The organism is Bacillus sp. cl96, from assembly GCF_900100505.1.
GTDB lineage: Bacteria > Bacillota > Bacilli > Bacillales > Bacillaceae_G > Bacillus_A > Bacillus_A cereus.
Map to the genome: position 1 here is coordinate 18,565 of NZ_FNDM01000014.1, position 16,255 is coordinate 34,819.

Below are 16,255 nucleotides of genomic sequence, written 5' to 3' on the forward strand. Positions count from 1 at the left end.
CTATGTCTCACCTGCCGGAATGGACACTTGTCATTCTTCGCTCTGTATTCATATTAATTATTTTATTCGCTATTACGAAATGGTTAGGGAAAAGACAAATCTCTCAGCTCTCCTTTTTTGAATACATAGCCGGAATGACAATCGGTGACATCGCTGCCCAAGTATCTACAGGGCTCGATTCAAAATTTTTTCACGGCGTCTTTGCGATACTCATTTTCGCTGTGGTACCTTTTTTAACAGGAATCCTTTCTTTAAAGAACAAAACAGCTCGGGACTTCTTTGAAGGAAAATCTACCGTATTAATAAAAGACGGAAAGATACTCGAAGATAATTTAAAGAAAGAAAAATATACGAGTGACGAATTACTGGAACTTCTCCGTGGAAAAAGTGCGTTCAGCGTAGCTGAAGTCGAATTTGCTGTCTTAGAACCGAGCGGAGAATTAAATGTACTATTAAAGAAAGATTCTCAGCCACTTACAGCAAAAGACATCGGTTTAAAAGTACCAAACGAGAAAGAACCACAAACTGTTATTATGGATGGAAATGTACTAGATGAACCTCTTTCAGCAAGCGGACATAACCGAGCTTGGTTACATTCTGAGCTCGAAAAACTCGGTGTTGTCATTGAAAACGTCTTTCTCGGTCAAGTGGATTCATACGGACAACTTACTATCGACATTTACAATGACAAACTCCAAATGCCTTCTCCTCAAAACAAACCTTTATTATTAGCATCTTTAAAAAAATGTCATGCTGATCTTGAACTATTTTCTTTAGAAACAAAGTCGAAATCAGCAAGCGAAATGTATAGTAAAAACGCGAAACAAATCGAAAAGATTTTAAATAAAGTGACCTATCTTTTAAAAGAATAGATATCGAAAGAACGCTTCAGTTAAAAGGCGTTCTTTTCTTTTTTCTCCAGTTTTCGTAACGTTTAAATTTATGTAATTCGGTTATGATGTTGAAGATACATAAGCAGGGAATTTCAAAAACATAGCGAATATTTCATGGTACAACTACATATTTTTTTGATTTAAAGTGGTTTCGTTTGACCTTTATTGACCATAATTGTATTATAAGACTAAGAAAGCTTTTGAAGGAGGAAATAACAGATGAATTTAATTCCTACAGTAATTGAACAAACAAATCGTGGAGAACGCGCTTACGATATTTACTCTCGACTATTAAAAGACCGCATCATTATGCTTGGTAGCGCAATTGATGACAACGTAGCTAACTCAATCGTTTCCCAGCTTTTATTCTTGGAATCTCAAGATCCAGAAAAAGATATTCACATCTACATCAACAGCCCTGGTGGTTCTATCACAGCAGGTATGGCAATCTACGATACAATGCAGTTTATTAAACCGCAAGTATCAACAATCTGTATCGGTATGGCTGCATCTATGGGTGCATTCTTACTTGCAGCAGGTGAAAAAGGAAAACGTTATGCACTTCCAAACAGTGAAGTAATGATTCACCAACCACTTGGCGGGGCACAAGGTCAAGCGACTGAAATCGAAATCGCTGCTAAACGTATCCTATTCTTACGTGAAAAACTAAACCAAATTCTTGCTGACCGCACAGGTCAACCACTTGAAGTACTACAACGCGACACAGACCGCGACAACTTCATGACAGCAGAAAAAGCTTTAGAATACGGTTTAATCGATAAGATCTTTACAAATCGTTAATACTTAAAAGCGGAAGCGGCTCGTTCAGAATCGCAGGGCGATGGAGCACCTGATTCCGAGGCGCTTTTTGCCTCGAATGAAGGGGCGAAGCGACCGGAGATTCTAGCCGCTGGAGCTGGATATAACTAAAAGTGGAAGCGCCCTATAATTGGGCGCTTCTTTTATATATTGTTCCCCGCTCACATACCCCATCCAGTATCCCTCTAAATATATCAACGATTTTTCAATTATATCGAACAAAACTTAAATTATATCAACGATTTTTTTAATATATCAACGGTTCGACACAACATATCGATTTACCGACAATCTCCGACAAGGACAAACCAGCTAAATACCCCTCCCCGCTAATCAGCACAAACAACAAAACAAAAAGCTATCGCATATACGCGATAGCTTCTTATTGTACATATGCAGCTAATGCTTCTAAAGCCTCTTCTGCATCTGAACCTTCTGTTGTAATTGTTATCATGCTTCCAGTTCCAATTGCTAAGCTCATAATCCCCATTATGCTCTTTGCATTTACTGTCTTTCCATCTTTCTCGATGAAGATATCTGCATGAAAGCGATTTGCCTCTTGTACAAACAACGCAGCCGGACGTGCTTGTAAACCGTTTTTTAATGAAACCTGAACTCGTTTTTGAACCACAGCTCCATTTCCCCTTTAACCTCTTATTTTTTTACTAACGTTTCCCCCGCGCGTAATTTCTCTGCGATTTCATCGATTTTACGCAAACGATGATTAATACCCGACTTACTAATCTTCCCCCCGGATACCATCTCACCTAACTCTTTCAATGTTACATCTTGATAATCTCTTCGTAATTGTGCAATCTCTTGTAATTTATCCGGCAAAATATCAAGACCAACTGTCTCATCAATATAACGAATATTTTCAATCTGTCTTAGTGCTGCACCAATTGTTTTATTTAAATTAGCTGTTTCGCAGTTCACTAAACGATTTACAGAATTACGCATATCACGTACGATTCGAATATCTTCAAATCTTAAAAGTGCATTATGAGCACCTATAATATTTAAAAACTCTGTAATTTTTTCTGCTTCTTTCAAATACGTAATGTACCCTTTTCTTCTTTCCAACGTCTTACTATTTAAATCAAATCCGTTCATCAGTTCACATATAGCATCATTATGTTCCTTATATAACGAAAAGATTTCTAAATGATAAGATGATGTTTCTGGGTTATTTACTGAACCACCTGCTAAAAATGCGCCACGTAAGTACGATCGTTTACAACATTTCTTCTCAATCAATTCTTGTGATATATTTCGAATAAATGAAAAGTCATCTCGAACGATATGAAGATCAGCTAATATTTCGCGAGACTTCTCAACAAGCCGCACAATATATACATTATTTTTCTTCAAGCGCATTTTTTTACGGACAAGCAATTCTACCGTCACGTCATATCCTTTTTTCAAAAGCGTATAAATCCTTCTTGCAATTGCCGCATTTTCCGTTTGAATATCGATAGATAGACGACGGTTTGAAAAAGAAAGCGACCCGTTCATTCGAAGTAACGCTGATAATTCTGCTTTCTCACAGCATTCCTTCATCTCAAGATTCGTCAACTCTTTCTTTGTTTCTGATGCAAATGACACAGTCAACACCTCCTTATACGATTATTATGGAACAAAATTCTTGTCCTATATGAATGAGGAGCGCTACCTCAAACGAGGCAACGCATATTTATAACAATGAATATAAAATGGACGCTAACTTTAACGTATCATGCCTTACAACATGATCATCATACTTCGCTAATCCCTCTTGAATAACATCAATATTATTTTCAACTAAACGTTCTTCATCCACTACAACTGGTGTAGACATTTCTTCCTCATATGACTTGCGTAATTCACAAGGAATCTCACGGTTATTTACAATTGCAGTATTGATAAATGGTTGCCCTAAATGATCGTGTAACGCCTGCACATGATCAAAAGCAGTATATCCCATCGTTTCACCCGCTTGTGTCATAACGTTACATACATATACCTTCTTCGCCTTTGCAGCAAGAACAGCGTCTCCAATTTTGTTAACAACTAAATTGGGCAATATACTCGTATACAAACTTCCAGGACCGAAAACAAGTAAATCAGCTCGTTTAATCTCAGCCAACGTTTCATGCAATGGCTCTACATCTTCTGGAGTTAAAAAGACACGATTAATCTTCTTTCCGTAATAAGGAATCTTTGATTCACCTGTTACAATTTCCCCATCTTCAAGTTCCGCATGAAGTACCGCACTTTGATTCGCTGCTGGTAATACACGTCCTCTGACATTTAATACTTTACTTGTTTCTGTAATTGCATGGAAAAAGTCTCCTGTAATCGAGGTCATACCTGCCAACAATAGATTTCCTAACGCATGACCTTTCAGTCCGTCTCCTGTTGTGAAACGGTGCTGAAATAAAGCTTCCACCAGTGGCTCTACATCCGATAACGCAACAAGTACGTTACGGATGTCACCTGGAGGTGGAATTTCTAGCTCATCACGTAATCTACCCGAACTGCCACCATCATCAGCAATTGTAACAACTGCTGTAATATCAACAGGATATTGCTTTAATCCCCTTAATAAAACAGAGAGTCCAGTTCCGCCTCCCATGATGACAATTTTAGGCTTTCTCTCTTTTTTCATCCCTTAATGGCCCTTTCTCTTCTCCACATCACGATGAGATACATGAACACTATACTCTGGTTTCAAATGTTTCCCAAGGTATTCTGTAAGCGTAACAGAACGATGCTGTCCACCTGTACATCCAATTGCAATTACAAGTTGACTTTTGCCTTCTCTTTTATAATGAGGCAGCATGAAAGTAATCAGATCCGTCAACTTCTCTAAAAACTTATGTGTCTCATTAAATTTCAGTACATACGAAGAAACTTCTTCATCTAGTCCTGTTAATGGCTTCATATGTGGAATGTAATATGGATTTGGTAAAAAACGAACATCAAATACTAAATCTGCATCAATTGGAATACCGTACTTAAATCCAAATGACATAACATTTACACGAAATGCTTGCTCAGTTTCTGTTGAGAACAAGTGAACAATTTTTTCACGTAATTCTTTCGGTTTTAAATCCGATGTATCAAGCACAATATTCGCTCGTGCCTTCATATCTGTTAATAAATTACGCTCTGCTTCGATTCCCTTTAACGGCAAACCAGTTGGTGCAAGTGGATGCGAACGTCTCGTTTCTTTATAACGAGTTACAAGCGTACTATCTTTCGCATCTAAAAATAAAATATGAGGAATAATCCATGTACGTTCTGATAAATCATCAAGTGCTCCCCATAAATGTTCGAAAAACTCGCGGCCACGTAAATCAATACCAAGTGCCACTTTATTCATTTTCCCTTTTGAATCCGCCATAAGCTCAATAAACTTTGGCAATAACATCGGTGGTAAATTATCCACACAAAAATATCCTAAATCTTCAAAACTTTGTAAAGCTACTGTTTTTCCGGCTCCAGACATCCCTGTAATAATTACCATTTTTATATCATTATTCTCTGTCATTGTATCCTCTCCTTGACGGTTTAACTCGGATCTAATCGATATGAAAGCAACTCAAAATCTGGGGTATATACAAATGTACCGTAGATTATGCCATTTCCTTTAATTAAATAATCAATAATGTGATAATCTCCTGGCGCCATTGCTAAATCATCAATTTTATCAAATGTATGCCAACCAATGATGCCTTCTTCGCTCTCTAGTTTGTTTTCTCCTGCAAAATCTGTCGCTAAAAAGGAGAACATCATCCATTCAGAAACAACTTTATCACCTTCTTGGATGACAAAGGTGAAGACCCCCTTTAACGCTGGGTTTTTCAAATAAATACCTGTTTCTTCACGATACTCGCGAACAACGGAATCTCTTACAGTCTCACCACGCTCCATTTTCCCGCCTGGTGCAACCCACCAATTTCGGCGAGGTTTTTGGAGTAAGAGTACTTCATTATCTCTAATTAACACACAGTTTGTCACTCTTTGCATGTTTCTTCACCTCAGCTACTTGCAGTAAAATTTCTCACTGCATACTTCTTTCATTATACTATCAAAAACAGTTTGCTACAACGAAGGAGCCAGTCCTCTTTCGCTAAGCATATGCTACTCAGCAATTTTAAAAAAGCTTTCTATAACAAGCAATGTAAATGCTTATACTTTGAATGAATAGCATGAAAAATCCCCTTAACGATTTTTATCGCCAAGGGGATTAAAGCCCTTATTTCTTACCGAAATAAGTAACAATCGCAAATCCTAAAATAAAGGTAATGATTGAACTTATAATTGAAAATCCACCAGTCGGAATCCCAGGGAATACAATTACAATCGAACCGATTACAAGTCCAATAATTGCCGCAAATGTCATACTTTTATAACGATCTAATAAAAAACTAATGCCTTTACTACTTACAACAAATCCAACCATAACACCAGCACCGATAACCACGATTAAAGGTAAGTTAAGTGTAGTTAAAGCGTTAATTGCTGTTGGATACACACCAATAATTAATAAAATAAACGATCCACTAATTCCAGGAAGCAGCATGGCCATGCTAGCCATCCATCCTGCGAAAAATAAACCAATTGCATTTAAAATTGTTAACGTCGTAATTGGATCTGCTGCCTTATCTGGTTTAAAGAAAGCTGTAATCGCAACAAGAATTGCTGCAACTATTAATAAAACGATGTGCTTACCTTTAAACGACGACTTTGCATCAGCTTCCCTCATTAACATCGGTAATATACTAATAATTAAACCGAGGAAGAAAAATTGAGTCGGTTCATAATGATTTGCAAGTAAATATTTAATAACGTGACTTAACGTTAAAAATGCCGCTGCCACACCAGCTGCAAGTGGAATTAAAAATCCTAAATGTTTTTTCCATTCACGACTAAAGAATCCACTAATTGCCGCAAGCAATTGTTCATAAATCCCTAACACAACAGCGATTGTACCGCCGCTCACACCAGGAATTAAATCACTAACGCCCATACAAAATCCACGATATATATTACGCCATTCCATACTGAATAAATTCCTCATTTCTTATAGTGATTTTTTCCGTAAAGTCCAGTATATCAATAAGAAAGCTTATAATCCTTATATTTTTTGACAAAACTTTGACATTTTCACACAAAAAAAGAAGAAAGCTCCTGTCGGTAGCTTTCTTCTCACAAGGTATATTATCCCTTATTTTTCTGATACAGTTTTTAATTCCTCTAATAGTTCTTCTACGTAATGTTGTGCACTTTGCGCTGCAATACTACCGTCACCTGTTGCAGTTACAATTTGACGAAGCATTTTTTCACGAACATCACCAGCTGCGAAAATACCAGGAATTTTCGTTTCCATACGCTCGTTCGTTTCAAGGTAACCATTTTCATTTGTAATACCTAGTTCAACAAATGGTTTTGATAAAGGTAACATACCGATGTATACGAATACGCCGTCAGTTTTGACTTCTTTCTCTTCTCCACTATTTACGTCCACAAGTGTTACACTTCCTACTTTACCACTTGCTTCGTTGATTTCTTTTATCGTGTGGTTCCAAATGAAATCTACTTTTTCGTTTTGGAAAGCACGGTCTTGTAAAATTTTCTGTGCACGAAGCGTGTCACGACGGTGAACGATCGTTACTTTTGATGCGAAGCGCGTTAAGAACACACCCTCTTCAACAGCAGAATCTCCGCCGCCAATTACGATAAGTTCTTTTCCTTTAAAGAATGCTCCGTCACATACTGCACAATATGATACACCGCGGCCGCCAAGTTCTGTTTCACCCGGTACACCAATTTTTTTATACTCTGCACCGCTTGCAACGATAATTGCACGTGCTTTATATTCTTTTTTACCAGCAATAATTGTTTTGTATTCCTTACCATCGATGACTTCTTTCACATCACCGTATGCATATTCAGCACCAAATTTCTTCGCATGCTCGAACATTTTATTTGATAAATCTGGTCCTAAAATAGACTCATAACCTGGGTAGTTTTCTACATCTTCCGTGTTTGCCATTTGGCCACCTGGAATACCACGCTCAAGCATTAATGTGCTTAAATTTGCACGAGATGTATATACTGCAGCTGTCATACCAGCTGGTCCTGCACCAATAATAACGACATCATAAATTTTTTCTTCTGACACACTATTCACTCCTATCCATTCCTACACAATTAAGTTACCCTCATTATACTGTTAGCATCATTTTTTTCCCAATGATTTGCTTATCTTATGTGTGCGTACGCTTAACAGCTTGCACATACTTTCGGACAGTCGCTACAGATACATTATATACATCTCCAAGCTCCGACTGTGTCATTTTATTTCCTTGTTCGCCGCGTACAATGTATTCAATCGCAGCTGACCAGCCGTACACATTTGTAAATATGTCTCCAGATGTATATAAACGTATGAACGTACAAAACCAAAAGTGTAAACACTCTTCAATTAATTCATCATCTTTTTTCGTATAATTGTATAATGCATCCGCGATTCTCGCGCACTGCTCAAATTGCTGTAAATCAGCTGGAATACTCTTATGACTATTAAGTAAAAAGAAGTACTTTGCAAGTTGTGATACGATGGGAACACCGTTCTTCGCTTGCGTTATATCAAAGAAGAATCCCACCTTCTCCGGCGTTGACAATTCATTCATTAAATATAAAGCTAGCATTTGTTCTTCTAGCGTCGCACTTTGCTGAAATGATTTTCGTAATTCTTCAAATAACACGTTTTGTCCTTCATCTGCTAAATTCAGCGCATTCCACGGTTCTTTTCCCTTTTTATCAGGATGCAATTCCACGACATATTGCCACATTTTTTCAGCTAGTTGCTGATCTTTCACCATATAAGCAGAATATGCAAACCAATAATAAAAACTAACGTCTCCCTCATATCCTTGACGCTTTAATAGTTTGAACCATTTATATGCATGCTCGAAATAACCAATTGTTGCAAGTGTAGTTCCCAGTTTCAAACGATGTTCAAATGAAATTGGATATACTGAAACTAGCTGTCCCGCTAATGCTTCTACTTGTTTATGCTCTCCAATTGAATATAGAAAAATAAGTGTATTACAAAGCGCATGTATATTACCAGGATTTTTCTCTAAAATCATTTCTGTTAACTTCAGCGCTTTGTCTACATTACCCGATTGAAAATGTGCAATGGCTAAATTATTATGACCTGACCAAAATTCCGGATAATCTTTCGTAACAATTTCTAATGTAGCAATTGCTTCTTCTAATTGTCCATTACGAATATAACGATTCGCTTCTTCCTGCATAACAATTAAATCATCTTCATCTTCAATCTCTTCCGCACCCATTGCTTCTTCTTCCATAATCTCTAGAAGTTCTAATGTATCTTCTACGAATTCCTTCTCTTTTGCAACTTCTAAATAGCGATCCGCATATTTCTTCGCCTGTTGAAATAACCCCATATATGCATAATTATTTGCAATAAAATAATAGCACTGTTCAAGTTCAGGATTAGATCTAACTAACTTTAAGAAGGTTTGATTCGACTCTTGATATTCACCAGCCTCAGATAATACTGTTGCTAATTGACATAAAATAAACGGCTCCTTCTCACTTTGTGCCGCTCTTCGAAAATATTTAATTGCATCTTGCAATTTTTGTCCTTTGTAAGCTCTCATCCCTTTTTTATAAAAGAAGTCCGCTAATTGATTAAAAGAGATAACTTGTCCGTTCTCCTTATATATCCTTTGATTTTTCCCCATATATCCTCCAGTTTTTTGTTTTCTTCGTTCACACATTCTTCTATCTATAAGTATAAACGATTCCGTAAAAAACAAAACAGTATATTATACTCAATTATTTCCTTTTTATTCATAAAAAAAGAGGAGAAATGTTACATTTTCACCATGAACCTTCTCTGGCGGTCATTTGCTCTTTCGTATAAATAATACGCATTGGATTTCCACCTACGAAAGCACCGCTCGGTACATCTCTATGAACAAGTGTGCCAGCTGAAACAGTCGCACCGTCTCCAATTTTCACACCTGGTAATATTGTTACATTCGCTCCAATCATCACTTCATTTCCAATGACGATTTCTCCAAGTCGATATTCACGAATTAAATATTCATGTGCTAAAAGCGTTGTGTTATAGCCAATAATCGAATTCTCTCCCACAGTTATCTTTTCTGGGAACATAATATCCGGCATTACCATAAGCGCAAATGATGTTTTCTTTCCTACTTTCATCCGTAAAAAAGTGCGGTACAACCAATTCTTCACAGATAAAAATGGCGTGTAACGTGCAATTTGGATAATAATAAAGTTTTTCATTACCTTCCAAAAAGACACTGTTTTATACACATTCCATAATGAATTTTCTCCTGAAACAGGATAGCGCGTTGTCCGTCGCACTTAGCTCGCTCCTCTACTAACTTACTTGGACCTTTATGAACGGTTCATATTAGACAAAATCGGTAGCAAATCACTCATTTTATCTAGCATAAAGTCCGGCTTGTAAGCCTCTAAATACGCTCTACCTTTCAACGTCCATGAAACCGCAGCTGTTTTCGTCCCCGCATTTTGACCACCGACAATATCATGATGATTATCCCCAACCATCAATGCTTCTTCTGGTTTTGCATCTAATAATTCAAGCGCTTTTTGAAGTGGCTCTGGATGTGGTTTCACATGCTCTACATCATCAATTGTCACGACAACATCAAAAAATTCATCAAGCTTTGACAACTGTAATCCCATCTCAACGGTTTGTCTCGCTTTCGTTGTAACAATACCAACTTTATAACCTTGCTTCTTCAACTCTCGAACTGTTTCATATACAGTTTCATATTCTTCTACTAATTCATCATGATGATCATGGTTAAATTCGCGATAACTTGTAATCATCTCTTCAACCTTACTTTCATCAATCTTACTGAAAGTATCATGCAAAGATGGACCGATAAATGGCAATACATCTTCACGCTTATATTGATTTGGATAATATGTATTTAAAGTATGTAAAAAAGAAGAAATAATAAGTTCGTTTGTATTAATTAAAGTTCCATCTAAATCAAATAAAACTGTATTTATTCTCATCGCCTTAGTCCTTTCGCCTTCCTGAATATGAAAGAAGCAGCATCTTATAATAAGATGCTACTTGTCTCTAATTTTCTAAATATCTTTTATCAGCTTGCCCCATTTTTCGTCTCACAATAATGAAAATAATAGAAATAACAACAAGTCCAATTGACATTACTTGTGCGATACGAAGTGGTCCTAGCATTAAACTATCTGTACGTAAGCCTTCTACGAAGAAGCGTCCTACTGAATACCAAATTAAATATGTGAAGAATAATTCCCCGCGACGTAAATTCACTTTTCTTAATGCAAGTAGTAAAATTACGCCTGCAAAATTCCATAATGATTCATATAAAAACGTCGGATGATAGTACACACCCTCAATATACATTTGATTAATAATAAAATCCGGTAAATGAAGACCTTCTAAAAACTGTCTCGTTACTTCATCACCATGCGCCTCTTGGTTCATAAAGTTTCCCCATCGGCCAATTGCTTGTCCTAGTAAAATACTTGGTGCAGCAATATCAGCCAACTTCCAGAAAGAAAGTCCGCGTCGTTTCGCAAAAAGAACACCTGTAATAACAGCCCCGATTAAACCACCATGAATCGCCAAACCACCTTGACGAATATTAATAATTTGACTCGGATTTTGTGCGTAATATTCCCATTCAAAAATAACATAGTACATTCTCGCAAAAAGAATAGCGATCGGTACTGCAATTAATACAAGGTCAACAAATGTATCTTTTGGAATACCTAGCCTTTCTCCCTCGCGAGTTGCCAGCCAAAGACCTAATAGCACACCTGTACCGATAATAATCCCGTACCAATACACAGGAAATGGCCCAAGTTGGATAGCTACACGGTCAAGCTGTGGTACAGAAGCTAACAGCATATGTATATGACCTCCCTCTCCAAAGTTTACTCCTGATTTCCTAACTCAATTGCACTCATTAATCGTTCAGAGAACTGCTGTGCTGCATTGACTCCCATACGTTTTAAACGGAAGTTCATCGCTGCTACTTCAATAATAACAGCCAAGTTTCGACCAGGACGAACTGGAAGTGTAATCTTCGTAAGCTCTGTATCAATAATTTTCATTTTCTCTTCATCAAGACCTAAGCGATCGTAATTTTTCTTTTGATCCCAAATTTCAAGATTAATAACAAGTGTAATACGCTTGTAATTTCGTACTGCCCCTGCACCGAATAACGTCATAACGTTAATAATACCTAGACCACGAATTTCTAATAAATGCTCGATTAAATCTGGTGAGCTTCCGACTAACATGTCTTCATCTTCTTGACGAATTTCTACACTATCATCCGCAACAAGACGGTGACCACGCTTTACAAGCTCAAGAGCTGTCTCACTTTTACCAACACCACTTTGACCTGTAATTAAAACACCAACACCGTAAATATCTACTAACACACCATGAACAGCAGTTGTTGGTGCTAACTTACCTTCTAAATAGTTTGTTAAACGACTTGATAATCTAGTTGTCGTTTGAGAAGAACGTAATAAAGGCATACCTGATTCACGTGATGCTTGTAATAACTCATCTGGTACATCTTGATTACGAGTTACAATAATACATGGCGTCTCCTCAGTACAAAGCGCTTTCATTCTCTCTTGTTTTTGCTCTGACGTTAACGTGTCAAAGAACGTAAGCTCCGTCTTTCCAAGAAGCTGCACACGATCTGCTGGATAATATGTAAAAAATCCTGCCATTTCAATTCCCGGTCGTGATAAATCACTTGTATCAATCGGACGATGAATGCCTTCTTCACCACTGATTAACTCCAATTGAAATTGTTCAATTAAATCTTTTGTCCTTACTTTCGGCATATGTATAAACCTCCACTCCGCTGCGGGTTCAGTCTCGTTTGATGTAAAATTCCATTCTATCGGATATTGTACCATTTTTTTCTGGAAACAAGAAATACGGTTTCTAATAAATAAAAAAAAACATTTCATACGAATAATGAAATGTTTTTCTTTTTGTCACTTTCTCTTTTTTTCATATAGAGGTTCAACAATTGCCTTTTCAATTATCATATTAAAAATTGAAATACAAATTGCCGCAACAATCGCTACACCAAATCCTGATATATTAAAAGCATCTCCTAATAATGAATCTGCCATTTTTAACGTAATCGCATTAATAACAATTAAGAAGAAGCCGAAAGTTACAACAGTAATTGGTAGCGTAATTAAAATTAAAAACGGCTTTACGAACACATTTAAAACCGCCAATATAATACTAGCAATAATTGCAGTTTGTATATTTGCTACGTAAAATGCATCTGGTGCAATCCCTTTTAAAAGTCCCGATACAGCGATTAACACAACGCTATTTACAAGAAGTGATACAATCCATCTCATTTCGTCACACATCCTTTTAAACATATATATTTCATCATACGCTAATAGATAATAAACGCAAGTATGATACAAACACTTATATCAACTTATTCTATCTTTCATGCTTGTATACCTACTAACATGCTTACCAGTTTTTCCTCGTAAAATAAAAACCGAGCGTCATTTCCACTCGGTTTTCATCAATAAACTTATTGCGATAACTCTACTTCTTTTATTTTCTCTTTCATTCTTGCTTTATCACGATTTAAAATCTCTTTTAAATACTTACCTGTGTATGAGCGTTCTTCTTTCACTACTTGCTCTGGCGTTCCGGAAGCAACGATTTGTCCACCTTTATCTCCGCCCTCTGGTCCAAGGTCAACGATATAATCAGCTGTTTTAATTACATCTAAATTATGTTCAATTACAAGTACCGTCTCACCGCTCTCAACAAGACGTTGCAGCACTTCTAGAAGACGTGCAATATCATGCGCATGCAAACCAGTCGTTGGCTCATCTAAAATGTATAACGTACGACCTGTAGAACGACGGTGTAATTCAGAAGCTAATTTCACACGCTGTGCTTCCCCACCAGATAATGTTGTTGCTGGTTGACCTAATTTCATATAACCAAGCCCAACATCTACAAGCGTTTGAAGTTTACGCTTAATTTTAGGAATATTGGCGAAGAATTCTACTCCATCTTCAATTGTCATCCCTAACACTTCAGAAATATTCTTATCTTTATATTTCACTTCTAACGTTTCACGATTATATCGTTTACCGTGACAAACTTCACACGGAACATACACATCTGGTAGGAAATGCATTTCAATTTTAATAATTCCATCACCACGGCACGCTTCACAACGGCCACCTTTTACATTAAAGCTGAAACGTCCTTTTTGATATCCGCGCACTTTCGCTTCATTCGTTTGTGCAAACACATCACGAATATCATCGAATACACCTGTGTACGTCGCTGGATTAGAACGTGGTGTACGACCAATTGGTGATTGATCAATATCAATTACCTTATCTAAATGTTCAAGACCTTTAATCTCTTTATGAGTACCTGGCTTCGCTTTCGCTTTATATAACTTTTGAGCTAACGATTTATATAATACTTCATTAATCATCGTACTTTTACCAGAACCAGATACCCCTGTTACCGCTACAAACGTACCGAGTGGGAATGACATTTTCGCATTCTTTAAGTTATTCTCTTTTGCGCCGACAATCTCTACTTTACGTCCATCACCTTTACGTCTTTCAAGTGGAACTGGAATAAACTCTTTACCACTTAAATACTTCCCTGTTAATGAATTCTCATCTTGCATAACTTCAGCCGGCGTCCCCGCTGAAACGACCTGTCCACCGTGAATACCTGCACCAGGCCCTATATCAAGTAAATAGTCAGCAGCCATCATCGTATCTTCATCATGCTCAACAACGATTAACGTATTACCTAAATCGCGCATTTCTTGCAATGTACGAATAAGACGATCGTTATCACGCTGGTGTAAACCAATTGAAGGCTCATCAAGAATATAAAGTACGCCAGTTAGACGAGAACCAATTTGCGTCGCTAAACGAATACGCTGCGCCTCACCACCTGATAAAGTTCCTGCGGCACGACTTAACGTTAAATAATCTAAACCAACGTTCACTAAGAACCCAACGCGCTCCTGAATTTCTCTTAAAATTAAATGAGCTATTTTTTGTTGCTTCTCCGTTAGCTCTACATTCGAGAAGAATTCTTGTACTTCTTGAACTGAATACTTCGTTACGTCAGCAATCGTTTTATTGCCAACAAATACAGCTAAACTCTCAGGCTTTAAGCGTCCACCTTTACACTTTGGACAAGCTTGTTCTGCCATATACTTTTCCATTTGCTCACGAATGTAATCGGAACTCGTTTCACGATAACGACGTTCAATGTTTGGAATAACACCTTCAAATAAAATCTCATTTTCCTTTACTTGACCAAATTCATTTACATAGCGGAAATAAACTTTCTCTTCCCCGCTTCCGTACAACACTTTATCAAATAAATCTTTCGGTATATTTTTTACAGGCACATCCATATCAACGCCGTAATGATTACATACAGATTGTAAAAGTTGTGGGTAATATTGTGAACTTGTTGGTTCCCAAGGCGCAATCGCATGTTCATTTAATGATAAATCCCAGTTAGGAATAACAAGCTCTAAATCTACCTCTAGCTTTGAACCAAGTCCATCACAAGAAGGACATGCTCCGAACGGACTATTGAATGAGAACATACGCGGCTCTAATTCTCCAATTGAAAAACCACAATGCGGACAAGCGTGATGTTCGCTAAACAGAAGTTCTTCTTCTCCCATAACATCGATTAACACTCGTCCCCCGCCAAGCTTTAATGCACTTTCAAGTGAATCAGCAAGACGGCTTGCGATCCCTTCTTTTACAACAATACGGTCAATTACAACTTCAATGGAATGCTTCTTGTTTTTATCTAACGCAATATCTTCAGATACATCAAGCATTTCACCGTCAACGCGAACACGAACATAACCTTGCTTCTTAATATCTTCAAGTACTTTTACATGCGCACCTTTTCGCCCAGAAACGATAGGCGCTAACACTTGTAATTTCGTACGTTCAGGATATTCAAGAACACGGTCTACCATCTGCTCTACTGTTTGTGACGTAATTTCAATGCCATGATTCGGACAAATTGGCGTACCAATTCGTGCAAATAATAAACGTAAGTAATCATAAATCTCCGTTACCGTTCCGACAGTTGAACGTGGATTACGACTCGTCGTTTTTTGATCGATTGAAATTGCTGGTGACAATCCTTCAATCGTGTCCACATCTGGCTTATCCATTTGTCCTAAAAACTGGCGCGCATACGCAGATAATGATTCTACGTATCTGCGCTGCCCTTCTGCATAAATCGTATCAAATGCTAATGATGATTTCCCCGAACCAGACAATCCCGTTACAACGACAAGCTGATTTCTCGGAATGGTTACATCAATATTTTTTAAGTTATGTGCTCTAGCACCTTTTACAACGATAAAATCCTTGCTCTTACTCACTTT

The 16,255-nt window shown here is 37.4% G+C and carries 16 protein-coding genes; 2 read left to right on the top strand and 14 right to left on the bottom strand.

All coding sequences use genetic code 11. The features are described 5' to 3' along the window. Positions 1–2 precede the first annotated feature (2 nt). Together BLT20_RS24205 and clpP are read left to right on the top strand one after the other, a co-directional pair. Positions 3–872, top strand: coding sequence for a DUF421 domain-containing protein (locus tag BLT20_RS24205; RefSeq protein WP_060632849.1), 870 nt, complete (start codon positions 3–5; stop codon positions 870–872). A gap of 240 nt (positions 873–1,112) precedes the next feature. Beyond that, entirely contained in the window at positions 1,113–1,694 is a 582-nt protein-coding gene (gene clpP / locus BLT20_RS24210; RefSeq protein ID WP_001049162.1) for an ATP-dependent Clp endopeptidase proteolytic subunit ClpP, read from the top strand. Between the two features lie 400 nt (positions 1,695–2,094). Here the strand turns inward: clpP and BLT20_RS24215 are convergent, their stop codons facing one another. The 14 genes from BLT20_RS24215 to uvrA form a co-directional block, all read right to left on the bottom strand. Next, positions 2,095–2,343 (bottom strand): HPr family phosphocarrier protein, encoded by a 249-nt coding sequence (locus BLT20_RS24215; protein ID WP_000250307.1) that lies wholly within the window; start codon positions 2,341–2,343, stop codon positions 2,095–2,097. Positions 2,344–2,366: 23 nt separating this feature from the next. Continuing rightward, the gene (gene whiA, locus BLT20_RS24220) at positions 2,367–3,317 is read right to left on the bottom strand and encodes a DNA-binding protein WhiA (RefSeq protein ID WP_000006558.1); all 951 of its coding nucleotides are present in this window, start codon (positions 3,315–3,317) and stop codon (positions 2,367–2,369) included. An 88-nt stretch (positions 3,318–3,405) separates the two neighbouring features. Continuing rightward, entirely contained in the window at positions 3,406–4,359 is a 954-nt protein-coding gene (gene yvcK, locus BLT20_RS24225) for a gluconeogenesis factor YvcK family protein (protein WP_000712189.1), read from the bottom strand. Positions 4,360–4,362: 3 nt separating this feature from the next. Continuing rightward, positions 4,363–5,244: an RNase adapter RapZ gene (gene rapZ / locus BLT20_RS24230; protein ID WP_000138459.1), complete on the bottom strand. Its 882-nt coding sequence runs from the start codon at positions 5,242–5,244 to the stop codon at positions 4,363–4,365. Positions 5,245–5,264: 20 nt separating this feature from the next. Continuing rightward, complete coding sequence (locus tag BLT20_RS24235; protein ID WP_001190080.1) at positions 5,265–5,723, bottom strand: NUDIX hydrolase; 459 nt, start codon at positions 5,721–5,723, stop codon at positions 5,265–5,267. 229 nt (positions 5,724–5,952) lie between these two features. Continuing rightward, complete coding sequence (locus BLT20_RS24240) at positions 5,953–6,759, bottom strand: DUF368 domain-containing protein (RefSeq protein WP_000455196.1); 807 nt, start codon at positions 6,757–6,759, stop codon at positions 5,953–5,955. A gap of 165 nt (positions 6,760–6,924) precedes the next feature. Continuing rightward, the gene (gene trxB / locus BLT20_RS24245) at positions 6,925–7,881 is read right to left on the bottom strand and encodes a thioredoxin-disulfide reductase (RefSeq protein ID WP_001288078.1); all 957 of its coding nucleotides are present in this window, start codon (positions 7,879–7,881) and stop codon (positions 6,925–6,927) included. A gap of 85 nt (positions 7,882–7,966) precedes the next feature. Further along, positions 7,967–9,478: a tetratricopeptide repeat protein gene (locus BLT20_RS24250; RefSeq protein WP_000517741.1), complete on the bottom strand. Its 1,512-nt coding sequence runs from the start codon at positions 9,476–9,478 to the stop codon at positions 7,967–7,969. A gap of 139 nt (positions 9,479–9,617) precedes the next feature. Then, the gene (locus BLT20_RS24255; protein WP_001255070.1) at positions 9,618–10,130 is read right to left on the bottom strand and encodes an acyltransferase; all 513 of its coding nucleotides are present in this window, start codon (positions 10,128–10,130) and stop codon (positions 9,618–9,620) included. Between the two features lie 33 nt (positions 10,131–10,163). Beyond that, positions 10,164–10,814: a pyrophosphatase PpaX gene (gene ppaX / locus BLT20_RS24260; RefSeq protein ID WP_001222403.1), complete on the bottom strand. Its 651-nt coding sequence runs from the start codon at positions 10,812–10,814 to the stop codon at positions 10,164–10,166. 67 nt (positions 10,815–10,881) lie between these two features. Next, on the bottom strand, positions 10,882–11,694 hold the full coding sequence (lgt, locus tag BLT20_RS24265; protein ID WP_000922849.1) for a prolipoprotein diacylglyceryl transferase: 813 nt from the start codon (positions 11,692–11,694) through the stop codon (positions 10,882–10,884). Between the two features lie 26 nt (positions 11,695–11,720). Beyond that, positions 11,721–12,650 carry an HPr(Ser) kinase/phosphatase gene (gene hprK / locus BLT20_RS24270; protein ID WP_001127250.1) on the bottom strand — a complete coding sequence of 310 codons (930 nt, stop codon included), beginning with the start codon at positions 12,648–12,650 and terminating at the stop codon, positions 11,721–11,723. 156 nt (positions 12,651–12,806) lie between these two features. Then, a complete protein-coding gene (locus BLT20_RS24275; RefSeq protein WP_001267313.1) occupies positions 12,807–13,187 on the bottom strand; it encodes a phage holin family protein in 381 nt (126 codons plus the stop codon). 188 nt (positions 13,188–13,375) lie between these two features. Next, positions 13,376–16,252 carry an excinuclease ABC subunit UvrA gene (uvrA, locus tag BLT20_RS24280; RefSeq protein ID WP_000045572.1) on the bottom strand — a complete coding sequence of 959 codons (2,877 nt, stop codon included), beginning with the start codon at positions 16,250–16,252 and terminating at the stop codon, positions 13,376–13,378. Positions 16,253–16,255 lie beyond the last annotated feature (3 nt).

Coding starts and splice junctions, on each gene's coding strand:
- BLT20_RS24205 (WP_060632849.1), top strand. CDS start 3: ATGTCTCACCTGCCGGAATGGACACTTGTCATTCTTCGCTCTGTATTC.
- clpP (WP_001049162.1), top strand. CDS start 1,113: ATGAATTTAATTCCTACAGTAATTGAACAAACAAATCGTGGAGAACGC.
- yvcK (WP_000712189.1), bottom strand. CDS start 4,359: ATGAAAAAAGAGAGAAAGCCTAAAATTGTCATCATGGGAGGCGGAACT.
- rapZ (WP_000138459.1), bottom strand. CDS start 5,244: ATGACAGAGAATAATGATATAAAAATGGTAATTATTACAGGGATGTCT.
- BLT20_RS24235 (WP_001190080.1), bottom strand. CDS start 5,723: ATGCAAAGAGTGACAAACTGTGTGTTAATTAGAGATAATGAAGTACTC.
- BLT20_RS24240 (WP_000455196.1), bottom strand. CDS start 6,759: ATGGAATGGCGTAATATATATCGTGGATTTTGTATGGGCGTTAGTGAT.
- BLT20_RS24250 (WP_000517741.1), bottom strand. CDS start 9,478: ATGGGGAAAAATCAAAGGATATATAAGGAGAACGGACAAGTTATCTCT.
- ppaX (WP_001222403.1), bottom strand. CDS start 10,814: ATGAGAATAAATACAGTTTTATTTGATTTAGATGGAACTTTAATTAAT.
- lgt (WP_000922849.1), bottom strand. CDS start 11,694: ATGCTGTTAGCTTCTGTACCACAGCTTGACCGTGTAGCTATCCAACTT.
- hprK (WP_001127250.1), bottom strand. CDS start 12,650: ATGCCGAAAGTAAGGACAAAAGATTTAATTGAACAATTTCAATTGGAG.
- BLT20_RS24275 (WP_001267313.1), bottom strand. CDS start 13,187: ATGAGATGGATTGTATCACTTCTTGTAAATAGCGTTGTGTTAATCGCT.